Consider the following 19,397-nt stretch of genomic DNA (forward strand, 5'->3'; position numbering starts at 1 on the left):
CCAGAAAGAATTGATTTAAAGCCAGAACCCTGATCTGGAGAAATTAAAATCAGACGATTCATTACTCCAATCCTCTTCCTTCTACGTAGATGTCGCCCTCAAGCTGTCAACTGTCAACTGTCAACTGTCAACTGAAAGAGGAATATTTGTTTTCCGATTTTAGTCCTGGAAAGCCAAAAAGTTTGTAGGTTAGTTGTGGAGCAAATCTAAAATTTCAAATCGATCGCATCAGAAGCAGTCGCGCTGTCGCCGATCGCCTCCGACGACGATAGATTGTAGTAAAATCGGTGGCTAATCCCCAAACTAACTTGCTTGAGCACCCAATACAAAACAGCAATGACGACAAATGTTGCAGCCATTACGACAACCGGACGCTTACCAATCAAATCATTCATGACGGTGTTAACCAACGCATCGGGATTCGTCAGAATGTCCCAAGTGTTGAAGCGGATAAATCGCCCTAAATAAATGCCGATCGCCGAAAGTGCGTGTATAGTTATCTCCGTTACCAGAATAAATCTACCCCAACCCTGTTGCTTCAGATAGTAACCCAAAGCCATCACCGACAGTACATAGGCCTCAAATCCCGCCAGCATAAACGCCAGATACTGCGGAATTAAAGCCAGAGTTACAGTCCACTCCGAGTACCCATATTGAATCTGGCGGATCAGATGAATAATATCAGTTAAAACGTAGGGCGCATTGGGCAAAAATGCGATAAACGCCAGAAAACCGCCCCACCAGCGGAGAGAGCGAACTCCGCGCTGTCGCAGTACCCAGATGTCTACAGCCATCAGCACGATCGTAATGGCGATCGCCCCCAAAACGTAAGTTTTGCCCACATCCTGCACAATGTGCCTCAGATAGGACAAAACATGGCGGGTACTGGGCACAAAAGTAGCGCCCAGAAGCACCCATGTACCCCACAGCAGCCAGCGCGATCGGGGTTTGCGGAACAGCCAAAAACTCAGCGCCAGCGGTAGTAAACCTAAAAATAAATTCCAAGACATCCAGCGGACATTGTGTCCCATTGCTTCGAGCGCTTCCAGGATTAATCCCATCATGTTAATTTTTATACAGTTAAAGGTTTGATGCAGCACCGCTTTCTCAGCAGCTTGAATCTATCTTAGTCGCTATAGCAGAAGGAAGAGTTGACAGTTGACAGTTGACAGTTGACAATTGACAGTCTGATTTGTAGGGTGCGTCAGCTCGCCGCTTCTGGCTCCCCACCTAAAAATTCGGCCATGAGCTGACGCACCCTACCACTATGGAGTCAATCTAAAATCCCAAATCGAAGCTCCGCACCCTACTACTGATAGCTTTTGCCGATCGGAATTTCAATCTTAAAAGTCGTTCCCTGTCCCATTTGGGAAATACACTCAATCTTACCCTTGTGCTTTTCTACCACAATCGAGTGCGCGATCGACATTCCCAGCCCCGTACCTTTCCCCACAGCTTTTGTCGTAAAAAACGGGTTACAAATGCGATCGACAATCTCATCGGGAATGCCCGTACCGTTATCCGAAATTTCCACCATCACAGTGTTTTGCGGCGTTACACCAGTCCAAATAGTAATCCGGCCGGGATTTTTCTCTGCTTCAGAAACCGACAACTTGTGACAGCGTTCCTCAATCGCATCAATGCCATTAACAATAATATTCATAAACACCTGATTCAATTGGCTCGCATAGCACTCCACCAGTGGCAGTTTGCCGAACTCCTTAATTACTTCAACTTCCGGGCGGCTGTCGTGACTCTTCAAGCGGTGCTGCAAAATCAACAAAGTGCTATCAATTCCCGCATGAATATCCACAGGCTTCATTGCCGATTCGTCCAGCCGTGAGAAATTTCTGAGGGACAAGACAATTTGCCGGATGCGCTCGGTTCCTACCTGCATCGAACCCACAATTTTTATTAAATCCTCAGCCATGAAATCCAAATCAATCTCTTGAATGCGATCGACAATTTTTGGATTAGGTTCGGGATACTCATGTTCGTAAAGAGTCACCAGATCGATCAACTGTGTAGTATATTGCTTGAGATAATCAATGTTAGCGTGAATGAAGTTAACCGGATTATTAACTTCGTGGGCGATGCCTGCAACTAATTGCCCCAAAGAAGACATTTTTTCAGTTTGAATGAGCTGAGATTGAGTAGAGCGCAATTCCAGCAGCGCTGACTCTAACTCTCTGGATCTCGATCTTTCTCGCGCCTCGCTTTGTCGCAGATCTTCATCTGCTTGTTTACGAGTCGTAATATCCTGGGAAAATCCAATTATTACCTTGGGCTGACCTTCAGAATTCCTGCTAAAAATACTATCCCTACTTTGCAGCCAAAAGCATTGATTGTCTGCGCCCTGCATCCGGTACTCAATTTCCAGAACTTTGCCATCCTCAATTCCTGCAAAACTCGCGTGATGTTCCAGAACTTTTGACAAATCTTCGGGGTTCATTAACTGAGGAATCAGTGACGCACCCATCGCTTGAATTTCGTCAAAGCTATAGCCCAAAATCGTGCCAATAGAAGAATTAGCATAGACATTTCGCTGTTCTTCCAAGTCGTAGAGATACAACATACCGGGAGTAGCATCGGCGATTTTTTTAATGAACTGCTGGCTGTCTTGCAAAGCTAATTCAGCTTGCTTGCGATCCGTCACATCAATGGTGATGCCGTCCCAAAGAAGATCGCCATTTTTTTTAGCTTCAGGACGCGCAATTACCTGAAACCAGCCAATTTTGCCAGAAGGCAGCACCAGCCTTCCTACCCACTGCCAAGGTTGCAAATTTTGCGCTGAAATAGTAATAGATTCTTCATAACTTTGGCGGTCGTCTGGATGAATTAAATCTATTAGTAAATCCGCATTTTGTAAAACAGCTTCGGGTTCTAACTCAAACATTTCTAGGGAAGCAGGACTCATGTAAGGGAAACTGACAGAGCCATCTGAACGCAGCAAACATTGATAAATCATTCCCGGCAAATTAGCCGACAGCTTTTGAAATTTTGCCTCGCTTGAACGCAGTGCTTCCTCTGCTTGTTTGCGCTCCGTAATGTCAGTAATTGAACCAACAATGCGGACTGCTTTTCCAGATTCGTCCCACAAAGCTTGTCCCCGACAGAGTATCCATTTGTAGGAGATGTTGTAGCACCACAAGCGGTATTCGATGATGTAATGGGGTGTTGTTCTGTCTAAATGGTCTTGGAAAGCCTGCATTACTAAGTCTAAATCGTCGGGATGCGTCATCCTGTTCCATTCGTCAAAGTAATCGAGATTTGGGCTTTGTTCGTATCCGGTGATTGCCTTAAAGCGATCGGATAGGAATATTTCTCCGGTGTGTAAGTTCCAGTCCCAAATACCATCATTATTGCCTTTGAGCGCTAACTGCCACCGTTCTTCTGTTTGGAGCAATTGAGCTGTTCTTCTTTCTACTCTATTTTCTAGTTCTTGATTAAGCTGTTTGAGACTTTCTTCTGCTTGTTTGCGCTCGATCGCAATTCCTGCTAAATGCCTGACAGTTTCGATCGATTCCAGCTCAAAATTTTGGGGAGCGCGCGGTTCGGCGGAATACATGGCGAAAGTCCCTAAAACTTTGCCGACCGACGATAAAATCGGACTAGACCAGCAAGCTCTCAGTCCAAAAGTAAAGGCTAAATCTCGATAATTTTCCCACAAAGGATCGGTAGCAATATCTGTAACGATCACTTGTTCGCGGCGGTAGACAGCAGTGCCGCAGGAACCGACATCCGGGCCGATGGCTGCACCATTAACAGCAGCATTGTAACTTTCCGGCAAACTCGGCGCCGCTCCGTGCAGCAAATGTTGACCGTCTTCATCTAACAGCAAAACCGAACCCATGACATCTCTCGATTGCTGTTCGACAATTTCAATTAATGTATTTAAAGTATCGCTCAGAGAAGCGCCCTGAGCAATCATTTCTAAAATTTGTTTTTGACCGCTCAACCAATTTTCAGATTGCTTGCGCTGCGTAATGTCGCGGGCTACCAAGAGAACCGTATTTTCTTTCATGGGCGAAATGTTAGCGAAAAACCACTTTTGTTCGCTGCCAATTTGCAGGTTATATTCAAAACTACTGATTTGATTCGTAGCGAGGGCGAGGCGAATTTGCTTCAGAAACATTTCTGCTTTTTCTGGATCAAATATATCGCGGGTTTTTTGTCCGATAATTTCGGCCGGTGGCTTGTACAAAAGTTCGGGATTTGTGGGGGCAATTTTCAGGAAGCGTCCTTCAATATCCAGCACCAAAATCACGTCATTCATGGCCGCAAACAAAGCTAGCAATTCTGATTCAGATGCTTGCAGGGCGATTTCAGCTTTTTTGCGATCGCTAATGTCTGTACCTACCGACAGGATCCCGATCGATCGCCCTTGGGCATCGAGCAAAGGTTGGTTTCTCCAGGCTACCCAGACTTTTTCGCCATTGCGGCGGATGTTTTGATTTTCGTGTTTGAAGTATTTGTCCGGCTCGGCAGCACAGTCTCGAATTATTACGGCTAAAGAATTTTCGGACAAATCGGCCGAATCTACAATTGTGCCGATCACACTTTTGCCAATTATTTCTGCTTCTAAATACCCAAAAAAAGTTTCCGCAAACTCATTAAAAAAAGTAATCTTACCTTCGCTATCTAACTGCACAATAATGCTGTTAGCATTCTCCACCAATTGCCGATACTTAGCTTCGTTCGCGCGCAATTTCGCAGTGCCGTAGACCCAGCTAAAGGCCACCGCCCCGCAGAAAACAGCCAGCAAGCAGCCGCCAAACAGCAACCACCCCCGCAGCGGCGAATTCTTTTGCCATCCTCCCGCCGGAATTGCTGCCAACTGCCAGGAACCGTTGGGCAAGGTCACTTCCAGAACCACGGGATTGTTCTCAAAAATCGACTTGTCGCCGAAAAACACGTCGCCGGACTTTCCCCTCCCGTCTTTGCCCCGCACAGCGTATTGCAGCTTGGCTGAGGAATCGTTGAGTCCTGCTTCGTCCAACAGGGAGTTTTTGTCGAGAACCAGGTTGGCCAAGCCCCAGTAAACTCCTGTTTCGGGCTCGGCACCAGGGGGTGTGAGAAAAATGGGCGATCGACTGACGAAGGCCACGCCTCCCTCCAATAATTTCACTGGCCCGGCAACCAAAGTTTTTCTGGTGTTGATGACTTCTTCGACCATTTGTCGCTGTTCGGGTACCGCCGTCAAGTCAAGCCCGATCGCCTTTTGATTTCTCTCCCGCGGATAAATGTAAGCGATCGTCGTGCCTTTAACTAAACTTATGCTGCGAATACCGGTTTGCTGTGCCAGCAGAATTCTCGCCGTCGCTGCAAACTCGGCTTCGGTGATGTTTGGGTTGTTGGAAATGTCAGCCACCAAACCCCGGATCAAAAACAGCCGGGAATTTAAAGAGCTTTCCAGCTTAGAACGGACTGTGCTGAGCCGATCGATCGTGCTAGTGCGGCTGTACTGCAAAAATCGCTGTTGTTCCGATCGGTCTAAAATGCCAACTCCCACCAAAATTGCTACTGATGTGACAATTGCTGCTATATAAGGTGAAATTTGAAATTTTTTAATCTTAAAGTATTGCATTGGCCGGCACTTAAGCTATATTTCTAAGTCTTTAGATAGATTTATTTTAATTCGATTTTTCTAGGCCGATGCAAAATTTCCGACATACCGGGCTTGGGGCAAGAGTGGAGGGGTAGGCACGGGGGCACTACCCCTACAAGACAAAACCCTGATTTTTTCTAGAATGAAACAGTCCAGACTCTCCCTCTCCCCGTTCGGACTCGCGCACCCGAAAGACGGGATTTATTGGTTAAAATGGAGTTAGCAATAATTTTTGTCAGCGCTGGGCGTAAATCTTCATAGGGGCAATTTGATGCAGGAACAGTTGATGGAAGCGATCGCCCCTTACCGCGATCGAGTAGATTATTTAGAAGTTCGCCTCGAAAAAAGCGAGTCAACGGCGATTAGTTTTCGCGGCCCTCAGTTAGATGCTGTCAACCGCAGTTTCAGTCTCGCCGGCGGCATCCGCGCCTGTCACAAAGGCGGCTGGAGTTTTGTAACTTTTAACGGTTTAGCTGAGTTAAAAGCTCGGATTGAAGAAGCTGTCGTGCAGTCTCGTTTAGTTGGCAGCGAAAAAACTGTACTAGCAGATGTCACGCCGATTCAAGATTATGTAGCGGTGGAATTGGGTCATGATCCGCGATCGATCACTCTAGCAGAAAAGCGCAAGTTGCTCGAATCTTACAACCAGTTGCTGTTAGATTATGACCCGCGAATTCAGACGACAATGGCGGGTTACAGCGATCGATTTGGGATTACTTATTTTGTGAATTCTCAAGGTACTTCGATCGCTCAGGAGCGTTTGGATGTCACCGGACGCTTCGGGGCGATCGCCCGCAATGAAGATGGTGTCGTCCGTCAAGGCTTTGAGTCGATTCATTCGCGATCGGATTACGATGTCTTGACAAATATTGAAGATCGTGTTAAGAGTGCGGCGGTTCGAGCTGTCAGCCAACTAGAGGCAAAACCGGTCAAAGGCGGTCAGTATCCGGTGATTTTAGACCCTTATTTGTCGGGGGTGTTTATTCACGAAGCTTTCGGGCATTTGTCGGAAGCAGACGGCATTTACGAAAACCCGAAAATGCAGGAATTGTTGACTTTGGGCAAGCCTGTGGCGATCGAACAATTGAACGTAATTGACGATGCAACTCTGCCGGGATTGCCAGGAACTCTCAAATATGACGACGAAGGCGTGCCCGCTCAGTGCAAGCATTTAATCAAAAATGGAGTTTTAGCAGCGAGGATGCACAATCGCGAGACTGCGGGCAAAATGGGCGAAGCTCCGACGGGAAATGCGCGGGCCCTGAGTGCTACTTTTATGCCGTTGGTGCGGATGACTAATACGGCGATCGAATCTGGCGCACATTCTTTTGACGAAATGGTGGGCGACATTGAGGAAGGGGTGTATGCAGTGCGGATGTTGGGAGGACAAACCAACGGCGAAATGTTTACCTTTGCGGCGGCTGAAGGCTTCATGATTCGCGACGGCAAATTGGCTGAACCGGTGAGTGATGTCACTTTAAGTGGCAATGTATTTCAGACTTTAAAGGATATTGAGTCGATCGGCAACGACTCAGTTTATGCCTACGGCGGCTGCGGCAAAGGTGGCCAAAGCGGTTTACCCGTCAGCGTCGGCGGCCCCCATTTGCGGATTAAAAATGTTGTAGTCGGAGGAAGATAAAAAATGTTGAGTTTTGATTTTTGAACTCAACAGTTTTTATCCGAATATGGTTCAGTTATCGCTATTTATCGCCCGGAGATCCCCCTAAATCCCCCGAAAGCAAGGGGGACTTTGAGGATACTCTTGTCCCCCCCTTTTTTAAGGGGGGTTAGGGGGGATCTCCGGGCTTAACTAAACCGTATTGGTTTTTATCCCAGTCAGGCGCGCCACAAGCACCCAAAAGCTCAATAAAAACCCCGGCTTCTTCAAGAAACCGGGGTTTTTTCTACCAACTAAAGTGAGAGGAGTGAAAAATCAAAATGTAGCGGTTGCGGGAATTCTGCATTTCTCGCGCAACCTCTAAATCAAACTACGGGCCAATTTTAGTGGCAGCTACTTAAAGCTGTCTCATTTCATCTTCAAGCACCCGAATCAAATCTTGGTTGCCGTTGGCTCTGGCTACTTCTATGCGGTGCGTCAGTTGCTTTTGAATATTAGCACGGTGGGTGTCAGCGATTTTTTTGACGTTTTGGCGATTTGTGTTCATGGTGGACATTCCTTATATTTAATTTGGTGTACTCGCTACTTATTCAATATAGCGCGAAATTTCAAAAAGTATCGAAATTTACAAAAAATTTACATTGATTGACCGATCGCCCAAAATAGTGTACACTATTTGCCATAAGTCAATAGCGATATCTTGACAATTTCCCTAATTTAAATAGTAGGGGTCGGCCAGATTCTCGCTCCACTCATTGCTTCAAGACTTATGTGGGGCAGGCAAGAATTTAGCTCAACAGACGGGAATCCCCTACATTTACTGAAAACTCAAAACTTGCCCCAGCGCCTCTACCAACTGCTGAAGGTGTGCGAGCTCGTGAGTTGCCATCAGCGAAATCCGAATTCGACTCACGCTGACAGTCGGAGGCCGAATCGCCACAGCAAAAATACCCATCTCCTTAAGTTGGCTGCTAACTGTTAAAGCTGTGGCTGCATCTTTTAACGGCAGACTGAAAATTGGAGAGAGGGAATTGCTAATTGGTAATTGGTGATTGGTAATCGCGCCATATTTAAAAGTTTCAATATTTTGCTGCAACCGCACTCGGCGTTCTGGTTCTTGCTGGACAATTCTCACAGCTTCCAAAGCAGCCGCCGTGTCAGCAGGCGTCAATGCTGTAGTATAAATCCAAGTTGCAGCTCGATTGCGGAGAAAATCAATTAAAGCAGCAGAGCCCGCAACGTAGCCGCCCAAACTTCCCAAAGCTTTGCTAAGCGTGCCAACTTGGATTAGTGGCAATCCCGTACACCCGAAATGTTCGGCGCAACCGGCACCGCTAGCACCGAAAACTCCTGTAGCGTGAGCTTCATCTACTAATACCATACAATTAAATTGCTCGCCCAAACCTAGTAACTGCGGCAGCGGACACAAGTCCCCATCCATGCTGAAGACGCTATCGGTAATAATTAAACACTTGCGGTATTTGGCCCGATTTTGCTCTAGTTTGGCTTTTAAATCTTCAAGATTGCAGTGATTGTACTCTAACGCGGTTGCACCGCTGAGTGTGGCTCCATTTTTCAGGCTCGAATGGTTGTACTTGTCAGATAATATCAAATCGCGCTGGCCGACAACTGATGCGATCGCCCCTAAATTCGCTAAATATCCCGAACTGAATACTAAAGCGTCTTCGGTTTGTTTTAAATTAGCTATAGCCAGTTCTAGCTGTCGGTGCAAATCGCGGTGTCCGCTGAGCAACCTCGAACCCGTCGCGCCCGTACCAAATTCCTGAGTTGCAGCCACAGCCGCTTGAATTAGCCTGTCATCCCCCGCCAGGCCGAGATAATCGTTGCTGGCAAAGTTAATCAGCCGGCGGTTTCCTAATTTTACCGCAGGGCCCGGGCAACTTTCGATCGATTGTGGCGATCGATACCAATCCGCCCGGTGAACAGTGTCGAGGGACTTCTCTATCCAAGCATAAGGGTCTGCGTTCATATTGTTCGGCGATCGGGTAATAAGTTATATTAGCGGGTGATCAGTTCCTCCGCATCACCAAAGCATATGCCACTCACTAAAAAATACAGATTAGTCACCCGCAGCGATTTTGACGGTCTTGTCTGTGCCGTTTTGCTCAAAGAACTCGATTTGATCGACGAGATTAAATTCGTGCATCCTAAAGATATGCAAGACGGAAAAATCGACATAACAAATAACGATATTAGCACCAATTTACCCTATGTTGAGGGAGTGCATCTAGCTTTCGATCACCATTTCAGCGAAACTCTCAGACACGACAAAATCAAAATCAACCACATCATCGACCCCTATGCAGCTTCAGCAGCTAGGGTACTCTACAAATATTATGGAAGCAAAGCAAAGTTTCCTACTATTTCCGAGGCGATGATGGCGGCAGTTGACAAATCAGATTCCGCTCAATTTGCCCAAGAAGAGGTTTTGCATCCGCAAGAGTGGGTACTGTTAAACTTTTTAATGGACGCCCGCACCGGGTTGGGCAGGTTTAAAGAATTTACGGTTTCCAATTATCAGTTAATGATGGAGTTAATCGATTACTGCAAAAATCATACCATCGATCAAATATTGCAGCTTCCTGATGTGAAAGAAAGAGTAGACCTCTACTTCGAGCAATCAGAAAAATTTCAAGACCAAATACAGCGCTGCGCCAAAGTTTATGGTAATTTAGTTGTTTTGGATTTGCGCAACGAAGATGTGATTTATGCAGGGAATCGTTTTGTACTTTACGCTTTGTTCCCGGAGTGCAATATATCGATTCACGCACTGTGGGGACTGAAAAAACAAAATACTGTTTTCGCAGTTGGCAAATCAATCTTTAACAAAACTTCTCAAACTAATATTGGGGAGTTAATGTTAAGATATGGCGGCGGCGGGCACCGGAATGCTGGAACTTGTCAGATTGAAAACGATCAAGCTAGTAAAGTTTTGAAAGAGTTAATTGCCCAGATTGAACAAAATCGTTAAATTAGCTTGATATTTTTTGCATTCAGGACTTGAGTCTTTGATTATTTAAATTTTCAGGACTGAAGTCCTTAGTACAAAAGGGAGTTTTCAGGACTGAAGTCCTTAGTACAAACGGGAGTTTTCAGGACTAAAGTCCTTACTACAAACAGGAGTTTAGTCCTCAAGGTTTTGAGGTTGCGCGTTCGGGGTATTGAGATTTTCTGCACTCTTGCCTTTGACTGGCGACAAATGGTCTACTAAACCCATATCAAAAGCCACATCTGGTAAATCAGCGGCGTTATAATTTCCTGGTTCAAACAATCGCCCAGGAGTAAAACAAGGCTGCTTCAATCTTACCACTTCGCTAGGTGAAAACATTCCCCTAAACATTTTGCGTTCGAGTCCCATATTTCCGCTCCTAAAACAACTCTCGCATCAATCTTAGCAATTTTTTGCCCGTAGCTTCCCAATTAAACAAATCCGCCGTCTCTCTAGCTTTTTGAGCTATCTCAAAACGCATCGGATCTTCAATAATTTTTCGCAATTGCTCGCGAACAGACTGAACATTTGGTTCTGCCCAATGAGGAGCATTTCTGATTTTCAGATACTGAGTATCGTAACACTCTCCGACGGGAATTAGATCGTAAGCAATGGGATAGCAGTTAGTAGTATTGGCGTAGTCCGTCGGGCCTCCGTACAGAGTCATGGCGACGGGTAAACCCGCAGCAAAGGCCTCCAAAATTTTAATCGCAAAACCTTCGCCGCGAAAGGGAGCTAAAACAGCATCGGCTGATAAGTATAAATCAGCTAGTTCTGCTTTGGTAAAAAATTTAGGTTTTACGTAAACTTTTGGCTTTAACTTGCCGAATTGCTTTTCGATATTTACGAGATGTTCCACTATGACATCAGGATTTTTGCCGCCATCTTTGATAATTAACTCTACGTTGGCATCATCTTTAAACTCTTGATAAAATGCTTGAATGGCGAGGTCGGTGCCAAATCTATACAAATCGTAAGAATTGGTCATGTGCAGAATAGATTTTATATTTTTTTGGGTTTTGTGCGGTTTGGGAGAATACAGTTGCGAGATTAAAGGATTGAAACCTAAAGGTACGACTGAGACTTTTTGGGCGGGACAGCCAGCTTTGATTAAAACGTTTTTAGAATATTCGCTTACTGCTAAAATGTGGGATGAATTATTGACTGCATCGTAAATCCAGTAGTCATAATTCTCATCGTTTCTGGCGAATTCGTAATTAATGGCAAAAAATTCTAAGTTGAGATGTCCGTTAAGTTCTTTGAGAAAGTAAGGTTTCCAGTAGTGAGACCACTTGATCTGAAATAAATCTGATGGGGCGGTGTTCATCCACTTCGCTAGCAGGTGGTTTTCTTCGGCTGTGGAATTGCGGGTGACGTGAGATGCGATTTCTGAGGGTTCGACTGAAATAGGAATCCCGATTTTGTCTAAGGTTTTCGCCAGTGATAGGGTGATGTCGGCGAAGGAATTAAAGTTTTGAAAGCCGACGTTAAAGTGAACCATAGTCATTAGTCAGTAGTCATTAGTTAGTAGTCATTAGTCAGTAGTCATTAGTCATTAGTCATTAGTCATTCTTTAGCATAGCTGCCTTATGATGATTTTTCTAGGATGCCGATCGCACTAAAATAACTGTACAGTCGCACCCGCGCGCCACTGCTTCCGGGATGTTCCCGTGAATTACCTGTTTCAGTAGCCCTTCGCGACTCGCTCCTAACACGATCGCATCGCACTGATCGTTCTGAGCCTGATCGATTAAAGCATCAGAAACCGATTTAGCGCAAACCGTAGTCGCGATTACCGAACAGCTAACCCTGCGCTTGATAAACTCCGCTGCTTGCTTTAATTCGTCGCGCGAGGGTTCTGTAACTGAAGGCTGGTGAACTTGACACAATTTAATCTCCGGTAGAGCACTCGCAGCCACGAAAGCAGGTAGCAATCGCAAAGCCGCGGCTTGTTTGTAACTGCCGCGGATTGGTACTAACCAGCGCTGTAAACCCATCAGCGTATGCAACCCCAATTCCTCGGTGTGAATGTTGGAATATGGTGCGGGAGATTCTGCTATTTGGGATTCGGGATTTTCTGGGAGGTTGTTGTCGATCGAATCAGCAGACTCTTTCCTCAATGCTTCGCCCCTAACTTGTGCCTTTTGTCCCCAGTCACCTGTCTTACCTTTGAGTAATAACTTGTCACTCCACTTCACCAAAATTACCTCGCAGCCAGCTTGCCGAATTACAGTATCTACCACATCGCCAAAAATGCGTCCAGTTGTGGATAATTCGCCTTGCCAGCCCATCAAAATTAAATCTATATGTCGCTCCTTAATCGTCTCCAAAATCGCGTTAGGCACGTCGTGAGCTACCCGTATTTGGGTGTGTACTGGCAAGTTCCAAGTGCGAATAATTCGCTCGGCTTGTTGCAGGAGGCGACGGCTTTTTGTAGTCCGCACTGCGCTTTCGGAGGGGGAACTGTTGCGCGGTACTAAGATGATTTGCAGGCATTCTAATTCGTAATTGCGATCGCGCGCAATGGCCGCCGCTAGTCGCAGCAACGCGGGTGCTGTTTGCGGGTTGGAAAGCGGCACTAACAGCCTGCCGTTGCCGACTTGGGGAGCTTTGGTTTGATACACTACATAGGATGGTTCTGGATGCGGGCCTTGGGTTGTTTGTCCGCTGAGGCGATCGGATTCAACTCGGATAATGTCGCTGCGAGTAATAATTCCCACCAAATGGCGGCCTTCTACTACCGGCAAGCGGCTGAGATGGTAGTTGTTGAGCCTGTACAAAACCTCGCTTAAAGTATCGGTTGCTTTTACCGTAATTGGCTGTACAGTCATAAATTCTTTTAGCAGGGAGTTGCCGGAAAAATTGCGATTGCTGGCATTTGCCAAATCGGTTTGACTGACAATTCCCACTAATTTACCGCCGTCTACTACTGGAAATCCTCGGTGGTGCGATCGCGAAAAAGCCTGCATCACTTCCTCCAAAGTCAGCAGGCTCGAAAGAGTTTCAACTCGGCGCTGCATAACGTCGTTTGCGTGCAAGTCGCTCAAAGTATTGCTGGCAGCTTTTACCTGCGTCAGTTGAATGCCGTTAAACTCCAAAAGGTGACTGTACAACGAGCCGCTGTCTACCTTTTCTGCGACTAAATAAGCAACAACAGAACAGATCATCAAAGGTAGCACTAATTTGAAATCCGCCGTAATTTCAAACACAATTACTACCGCAGTAATCGGAGCCCTCGAAACCGCGCAAAAAAAACCTCCCATTCCCGCCAAAGCATAGGTTGTTGGCAAACCAACACCAAGGGAATTTTCTTGCAAAATCCCCACAAGTTGACCTAGGGCAGAACCCATAACTAAGGAAGGAGAAAATAATCCTCCCGGAGCTCCAGAAGCAGCGGAAATAATTGTTAGAAAAAAATGAGCTGCAAAAGCAGTTAAACTCGTTATAGCGTTGGCTTCACCAGTTAGCAAAAACTCCCGCAAACCTGTATTGTTCCGAAAAGTTTCTGGCAAAAAAGCTATTACTGAACCGCAGATTATACCAGCTAGAGCAATTCGCACTGGCAAGGACAATTTGAGGGTTCGTTTGTTAAAGTTTAAGCTAGCAACAATCCCTTTGCTAAACAAAGCTCCGAAAATTCCCGCTAGAACTCCTAACAGTATGTAAAACGGAATTTCGGAAATTTGAAAACTTATTGGGTACTCGCGTAGGTTCAAGTTTAAACTATCGCCGCCCAAAAGTTGCGAAACAACTGCACCAATAAATGAAGCGATGATTGCAGTCCCTAATGTCAATCCCGAAACATCCTGCAAAAGTTCTTCAACTACAAACAAAACTCCCGCAATGGGAGCATTGAAACCCGCAGCTAATCCCGCCGCTGCACCGCAAGCAATCAATTGTCTGCGGTAGTCTGGGGAAGTAGGCATTAAGTGACCAATCCAGCCTGCTAAAGATGCTCCTATTTGCACGGTGGGGCCTTGTCTTCCTAAAGATAAACCGGAACCAACTGCTAAAATAGTGGTGAGCAGTTTGGCGACAGCTACTCGTAAATCTAAGGCAAGATTGACACCGCCGAGGGCAGCTTTGACGTGAGGAATGCCGCTTCCGGCAGTTTCGGGAGCCAAACGTTCTACCAACAAACCTGTTAGGAACCCGCCTACTAATCCGACGCTGGGGAGTAATATCCAAACTGGAATTAATGTGGAGCTAGCTACTCGCCAACTGCCGAGCCATCCGACTCCTGATTTGAGTAAAACGCCTGCAATTCCGGCAACTAAGCCAATCAGACAAGCTTCAAAAATGGCGAGCCGTCTCGGTCTTAAAAATAGTTGAGATTTGATGACCCTGGAAGGTTCCCTAAATTGTTTAGGGATAGTAATGTACGGCATAAATAGCGTTTATTGCCTGCAAATTTCCTGCTCGGTTAGAGTTTAGCAAGAAATCGCTTGATTTGGGAAAATGCAACGAATTTAATCGCGAAATTACTATTTGATCACTCTAATTTTGATTTCCAAAGTTCTAGAGAGCAAAATAATTTAGATTAATTTAACTTTCATAAAGGCGATCGCCCTAAATGTAGTTTTTTAAGACTTGACAATTTTACCTGAATATGGTGCACAGCGCGATTGCCAGTAGATAATTTTATGTGGCAAATCCGTCGGGCAGCCGTTCTCAACTATAATCTGCATCTGTGCTGTGGGGGATACTTTGACTCGCCCCTGCTGTTGAAAAGAGAATTAAGTCGCTACAAGTTGAACGATCTTTAGCTAGCGGGCGGTTAAACAAGCAACAAGCATAATGTTTGTCGGGCGGGTGCGCGCATATTTCTAACATCAAAGTTGTGAACTTGCGTAACCGGCACTCGCCCGGAGTTATAGAAATTTATTGGATTCTTCTAATTATGTTTAATGTTTTTTCGTAGCTATCTGTGTTTCCTTGTTGCTGATACAAGTTGGCGGCTTTTTGGAAATCTTGTATCGCACCAGGCTTGTCTCCTAAGTCATAGCGGATAACTCCCCGATTGTAGTAAGCAGACGCATAGTTGGGGTTAATTTTCACGGTTTCGCTGTAATCTTCGCTCGCACCCTGCTTGTCTCCTAACCTCGATCGGGTAACACCCCGATTGTAGTAGGTATTATCACTATTGGGGTCAATTTTTAGAGATTGATCGTAATCGGCGATCGCGCCCTGCTTGTCTCCTAAGTCATCGCGAGCATTACCCCGGTTTGTGTAAGCAGACGCATAGTTGGGGTTAATTTTCAAGGCTTCGTTGAAATCGGCGAGAGCAGCCTGCTTGTCTCCTAATATATAGCGAGCATAACCCCGCTCGTTGTAGGCTAACGCATCGTTGGGCTTAATTTTCAGGGCTTCGCTGTAATCGGCGATCGCACCTTGATTGTCTCCTAACCTCACTCGGATAACACCCCGGTGGTAGTAGGCTGAGCCATTGTTGGGGTTAATTTTCAGGGCTGCGCTGTAATCGGCGATCGCACCTTCATAGTCTCTTAACCTCGATCGGGTAACACCCCGGTTGTAATAGGCTGAGCCATTGTTGGGGTCAATTTTTAGGGCTCGATCGTAATCGGCGATCGCACCCTGTCTGTCTCCTGAGTCATCGCGGGCATTACCCCGGTTAACGTAGGCATCAACATAATTAGGATTAAGCTGAATTGCTCGATCGAAAGCCTCTATAGCACCTTGATAATCTCGTTTGTTGTACTTCTCCACACCCTGATTATAAAACTCCTCGGCTGTGGGTTCTGCCGCCACAAGCTTCCTCGCAACCTCAACTCCCAAATCTACCTTTGCTGAAGCCAACAATCTCAAATTTGAATTAATCGCAATTTCCCCTAAAATTTTGTGACTTTCCGCATAACTTGGTTGACAATTTATCAAACTTGTGGTAGTCGAAACAACTAATCCCGTCAACAATCCGGTCAATATTTGGCAATTCATAGTAATCTCCACATTTTTATAATTTTAAACAACTATTTTGACATCAATCTGCGGTTATTTAGGCGATCGCCTCCACCAACGTTTTCAAATCCGGCACTTCTAAATCTGGTCGGGCGCTGAAATCGAGTTCGCGGCCCGACAGCAATTGTCTCAAGACTGGCAATATGCCGCTTTCCCAATCAATCGGAGTACCGTAGCAATCAAAACTCACAACTTCAAATTGATTAAAATCTAACATCTGTCATTGCTCCTATTGTATCGAGAACGATCCGCTCCGTCTAGAAACCGGATTTTTATATCGTGTCCGATCGATTAATCCGTAGCGCGTAAGGTTCGTAGTGCGGACAACCGTCCGCTATTAAACCGAGGACTCCAAAACCCACTACAACCGGACATAATATTACAGAAATTAAAAATTATAAACCCGTCTTTCGCCAAAGTCGCCGCTTTTTGATCACCCATTCCTAAGTCATGTTTATCCTATTCTACGGTTGATATTCAGCAAAAATCTCAATTTTTCCGACAATATGGCGATTAAAATCTGCCAACTCTTCTGCTGGAATCCAATACTCTTGGTGAATCGAATTGCCGACAGTTTGGACGGGATATTCATTCAAAAATTCAGCCAAAACTCGAAACTGGGTTACATAGCCAAAATATCCCGATGCTGCATCTTTGGTATTCCAATCTCGCGCAATTTTTATAGCATAAGCTTTGTGAAGTACGGGATAAAAAATAGGCTGAAAAGACAGTCGCGGCGGAAATGCCATAAAATCGCTTTCTTTAATTAATTCCATTTCTTTTTTCCCGACTGCTCTAAACAGCGTTACCGTCTCTTTATCTGATATGTTTATATTCTTAAACCAATCTTTCCAACCGTCCCAATTGTGAACTATTTTAGCCAGTTCAGTATAACCAGGGGCGCGGGGATGGGAACCGTCATTTTCGGCAAGTTCTTTGAGCCAAATTTCTGATTTTTCCAGGGGGGTACAAATATCTAAATAAGGCACGTTTAATTCGCTGCAAACTTGGGAGAAGTGTTGGGATAAATTAGCTATTCTGATTGTGCGCTCCACATCAACAACTGGCGGCGGCCCGATCATTAAAACTGGTACTCTTTCTTTGGCAGAGGTCAGAATATAGCGGAGGTTTTCCAGAGATTTTTCCAGTGCTACGCGAGGTTTTCCGTTTTCAAAGTAAGTGTCGTTGACGCCAAACGAAAATACTATTCTGCCGTCGCAGTAGTGAGGCAAGCGACAAGAAATTTCGCTGAACAATCGAGTTTCTATATCGGTACTGGTTTCTCCCCGCACTCCTAAATTATAGTAGGTAATATCCTGTCTTTGCCCGCTGGCGGCTGCGCAAATTCGTCCTGTCCAACCAAGATATTTGGGATCGCCCGTACCATTGACAAAGGAGTCGCCGATAAAACAAATACGCATATTATATGGGGGAATTGGGAATTGGAAATTGGGAATTGGAAATTGGGAATTGGGAATTGGGCATCGGGCATCGGGCATCGGGCATCGGGCATTTGTTATATCAATTCCGGTTGCACCGTCAGGTGATTGTTGACTGTTGACTCGGTGTCGAAAAACTTAGTTATGATTTACTGTTAACTGTAGTCCTACAACAAGTAACCACTAATTACTAACTACTCACTATTTACCAATTACCAATGCCCGATGCCCTGTTTACCCTGTTTGGTCGATGAATTTAGTTTTTACCGGTGACGGACAATCCCTCTACAATTACAGATGGTGTGTGGCAAGAACCGTTCCACTCGGAGTCTCCTCCTAATTCTACTAATTGTTTTAGGACACTGTAGACGTTTCCGGCTACCATTGTGTCTTTGATTCTGCCGATTATTTGACCTTTTTTGACTCGGTAGCCGAGATCGACGTTAATCGAAAAGTCGCCGGAAATTCCGGCACTGCCACCGAGCATTTGATCGATGACTATTCCGTCGTCTAATTGAGCGATTAAATCAATTAACGATCGCTCTCCTGCTTTAATTAAAACATTGAACAAACTCGGCGTGGGATAGCTGCCCAAACCGGGGCGAAATCCGTTGCCGGTGGTGCCGCTTCCCAAGGCTCGACCGGTGGTGCGATCGGTATAAAATAGCTGTAATACTCCGCTGTTGATAAAGACGATTGCCCTTGTGGGAGTGCCTTCGTCATCAAAAGGACAGCTATAGGGCCCGATATCCGGCTGCTGCGAGAGAGTGACAAGGGGTGAAGTCACTTGTTCGCCCAATCGATCGCTCCAAGGAGAAGCGCCTTCGACTACCTGTTTGCCATTCAACGCCGCACAGACAGTCCCCCACAGCAAATCAGCGGCTTTGGCTGTAAACAGTACCGGCACGCGCCCGGTGGCTGGGGCTACATTTTCTTTCGCCCATTCCAAACGCTGCAAAACCCGCTTAGCGCTGGTGGTTAAGTCGAGGGTGCCGCGTTCGGTTTCGCCATCCCAAATGTTGAGGAAATCTTCGCCACGCACTAATTCTGCTGACAAGTAACCGCTGAGGGTGGTGTCGGTGTGACTCGAATCCAAGCCTAGTGTGTTCAGTAAGCGGGTGCTTTCGATTTCGCAGTCGAGTTCGGCGGTACAGAGGCTTTCGGGATAGGCTTCGCGGACGATCGCGATCGCCTCCTTTCCCCAGTTTACTAGCTGTTCGGCTGGGACTGACACTCCGCGATCGGGATAAACAACTTTCTCACCGGTGCCGAGTTCGATGGTTTCCGGTTCGTTGAGTTGCGAAAGTGCGATCGCGCGATCGACCAAAATTTGCGGTTCCACGGGCCCGTAAGCCACCGCCAAACCAGGCCGCCCGTCCCGCCACAGCCGCAGCGCAATGCCTTCTGCTTGGGCTGTTTCTAGCTGTTTGAGGCGGTTTGCTTCAAAAAAGACCGGCCGCGAGAGCGATTGCGATTCCAATACCTCAGCAGCTTCGGCACCTGCTTTGGTGGCTAGTTCTAGCAGTTGTTCTGCTGATTGGTGATTGGTCATTATAGTAGTTGACAGTTGACAGTTGACAGTTGGCAGTTGGCAGTTGACAGTTGGTAGTTGGTAGTTGGTATAGCAATCCTAAATCATTTTCTATGTATAGGTGTATTGATGGATTTTGGGGAAATCAAATTTATGTTCGTTTGTGAAAAACTCAAACAAAAATTTAATTATCTTAAAAGACTTACATAAATACC

Annotated in this window: 14 protein-coding genes; 3 read left to right on the plus strand and 11 right to left on the minus strand. The window is 45.9% G+C overall.

Annotation, left to right across the window (positions count from 1 at the left end; all coding sequences use genetic code 11):
- Positions 1-206: 206 nt before the first annotated feature.
- Both K4039_RS18000 and K4039_RS18005 read right to left on the minus strand, forming a co-directional pair.
- Positions 207-1,064 (minus strand): DUF1361 domain-containing protein, encoded by an 858-nt coding sequence (locus tag K4039_RS18000; protein ID WP_265237106.1) that lies wholly within the window; start codon positions 1,062-1,064, stop codon positions 207-209.
- A 245-nt stretch (positions 1,065-1,309) separates the two neighbouring features.
- Positions 1,310-5,587: a PAS domain S-box protein gene (locus tag K4039_RS18005; RefSeq protein ID WP_265237107.1), complete on the minus strand. Its 4,278-nt coding sequence runs from the start codon at positions 5,585-5,587 to the stop codon at positions 1,310-1,312.
- Positions 5,588-5,879: 292 nt separating this feature from the next.
- Here K4039_RS18005 and K4039_RS18010 point away from each other — a divergent pair, with 292 nt between their 5' ends.
- Positions 5,880-7,247, plus strand: coding sequence for a TldD/PmbA family protein (locus K4039_RS18010; protein WP_265237108.1), 1,368 nt, complete (start codon positions 5,880-5,882; stop codon positions 7,245-7,247).
- Between the two features lie 376 nt (positions 7,248-7,623).
- On the opposite strand, the gene K4039_RS18015 is transcribed toward K4039_RS18010, so the two are convergent.
- Positions 7,624-7,773: a hypothetical protein gene (locus tag K4039_RS18015; RefSeq protein ID WP_265237109.1), complete on the minus strand. Its 150-nt coding sequence runs from the start codon at positions 7,771-7,773 to the stop codon at positions 7,624-7,626.
- A 270-nt stretch (positions 7,774-8,043) separates the two neighbouring features.
- On the minus strand, positions 8,044-9,216 hold the full coding sequence (gene bioF, locus K4039_RS18020) for an 8-amino-7-oxononanoate synthase (protein ID WP_265237110.1): 1,173 nt from the start codon (positions 9,214-9,216) through the stop codon (positions 8,044-8,046).
- A gap of 66 nt (positions 9,217-9,282) precedes the next feature.
- Between bioF and K4039_RS18025 the strand changes: the two genes are divergently transcribed.
- Positions 9,283-10,218, plus strand: coding sequence for an exopolyphosphatase (locus K4039_RS18025; protein ID WP_265237111.1), 936 nt, complete (start codon positions 9,283-9,285; stop codon positions 10,216-10,218).
- A 153-nt stretch (positions 10,219-10,371) separates the two neighbouring features.
- On the opposite strand, the gene K4039_RS18030 is transcribed toward K4039_RS18025, so the two are convergent.
- The 6 genes from K4039_RS18030 to K4039_RS18055 form a co-directional block, all read right to left on the minus strand.
- Positions 10,372-10,605 (minus strand): hypothetical protein, encoded by a 234-nt coding sequence (locus K4039_RS18030; RefSeq protein WP_265237112.1) that lies wholly within the window; start codon positions 10,603-10,605, stop codon positions 10,372-10,374.
- 10 nt (positions 10,606-10,615) lie between these two features.
- The gene (locus tag K4039_RS18035; protein WP_265237113.1) at positions 10,616-11,737 is read right to left on the minus strand and encodes a glycosyltransferase family 4 protein; all 1,122 of its coding nucleotides are present in this window, start codon (positions 11,735-11,737) and stop codon (positions 10,616-10,618) included.
- A gap of 100 nt (positions 11,738-11,837) precedes the next feature.
- Positions 11,838-14,624, minus strand: coding sequence for a chloride channel protein (locus tag K4039_RS18040; protein ID WP_265237114.1), 2,787 nt, complete (start codon positions 14,622-14,624; stop codon positions 11,838-11,840).
- Positions 14,625-15,117: 493 nt separating this feature from the next.
- Positions 15,118-16,191, minus strand: a complete 1,074-nt coding sequence (locus K4039_RS18045; RefSeq protein ID WP_265237115.1) for a tetratricopeptide repeat protein — start codon at positions 16,189-16,191, stop codon at positions 15,118-15,120.
- Positions 16,192-16,249: 58 nt separating this feature from the next.
- The gene (locus tag K4039_RS18050) at positions 16,250-16,429 is read right to left on the minus strand and encodes a hypothetical protein (RefSeq protein WP_265237117.1); all 180 of its coding nucleotides are present in this window, start codon (positions 16,427-16,429) and stop codon (positions 16,250-16,252) included.
- A gap of 247 nt (positions 16,430-16,676) precedes the next feature.
- Positions 16,677-17,633: a GDSL-type esterase/lipase family protein gene (locus tag K4039_RS18055; RefSeq protein WP_265237119.1), complete on the minus strand. Its 957-nt coding sequence runs from the start codon at positions 17,631-17,633 to the stop codon at positions 16,677-16,679.
- Positions 17,634-17,638: 5 nt separating this feature from the next.
- Here K4039_RS18055 and K4039_RS18060 point away from each other — a divergent pair, with 5 nt between their 5' ends.
- A complete protein-coding gene (locus K4039_RS18060; protein WP_265237121.1) occupies positions 17,639-17,773 on the plus strand; it encodes a hypothetical protein in 135 nt (44 codons plus the stop codon).
- A gap of 134 nt (positions 17,774-17,907) precedes the next feature.
- Here the strand turns inward: K4039_RS18060 and K4039_RS18065 are convergent, their stop codons facing one another.
- Positions 17,908-19,203 carry a TldD/PmbA family protein gene (locus K4039_RS18065; protein ID WP_265237123.1) on the minus strand — a complete coding sequence of 432 codons (1,296 nt, stop codon included), beginning with the start codon at positions 19,201-19,203 and terminating at the stop codon, positions 17,908-17,910.
- Between the last annotated feature and the right edge of the window lie 194 nt (positions 19,204-19,397).

It is taken from the genome of Lyngbya sp. CCAP 1446/10 (assembly GCF_026130175.1).
Lineage (GTDB): Bacteria > Cyanobacteriota > Cyanobacteriia > Cyanobacteriales > Microcoleaceae > Microcoleus.

Coding starts and splice junctions, on each gene's coding strand:
- bioF (WP_265237110.1), bottom strand. CDS start 9,216: ATGAACGCAGACCCTTATGCTTGGATAGAGAAGTCCCTCGACACTGTT.
- K4039_RS18035 (WP_265237113.1), bottom strand. CDS start 11,737: ATGGTTCACTTTAACGTCGGCTTTCAAAACTTTAATTCCTTCGCCGAC.
- K4039_RS18010 (WP_265237108.1), top strand. CDS start 5,880: ATGCAGGAACAGTTGATGGAAGCGATCGCCCCTTACCGCGATCGAGTA.
- K4039_RS18000 (WP_265237106.1), bottom strand. CDS start 1,064: ATGATGGGATTAATCCTGGAAGCGCTCGAAGCAATGGGACACAATGTC.
- K4039_RS18065 (WP_265237123.1), bottom strand. CDS start 19,203: ATGACCAATCACCAATCAGCAGAACAACTGCTAGAACTAGCCACCAAA.
- K4039_RS18055 (WP_265237119.1), bottom strand. CDS start 17,633: ATGCGTATTTGTTTTATCGGCGACTCCTTTGTCAATGGTACGGGCGAT.
- K4039_RS18045 (WP_265237115.1), bottom strand. CDS start 16,191: ATGAATTGCCAAATATTGACCGGATTGTTGACGGGATTAGTTGTTTCG.
- K4039_RS18030 (WP_265237112.1), bottom strand. CDS start 10,605: ATGGGACTCGAACGCAAAATGTTTAGGGGAATGTTTTCACCTAGCGAA.
- K4039_RS18005 (WP_265237107.1), bottom strand. CDS start 5,587: ATGCAATACTTTAAGATTAAAAAATTTCAAATTTCACCTTATATAGCA.
- K4039_RS18040 (WP_265237114.1), bottom strand. CDS start 14,624: ATGCCGTACATTACTATCCCTAAACAATTTAGGGAACCTTCCAGGGTC.
- K4039_RS18060 (WP_265237121.1), top strand. CDS start 17,639: ATGGGGGAATTGGGAATTGGAAATTGGGAATTGGAAATTGGGAATTGG.
- K4039_RS18025 (WP_265237111.1), top strand. CDS start 9,283: ATGCCACTCACTAAAAAATACAGATTAGTCACCCGCAGCGATTTTGAC.
- K4039_RS18050 (WP_265237117.1), bottom strand. CDS start 16,429: ATGTTAGATTTTAATCAATTTGAAGTTGTGAGTTTTGATTGCTACGGT.
- K4039_RS18015 (WP_265237109.1), bottom strand. CDS start 7,773: ATGAACACAAATCGCCAAAACGTCAAAAAAATCGCTGACACCCACCGT.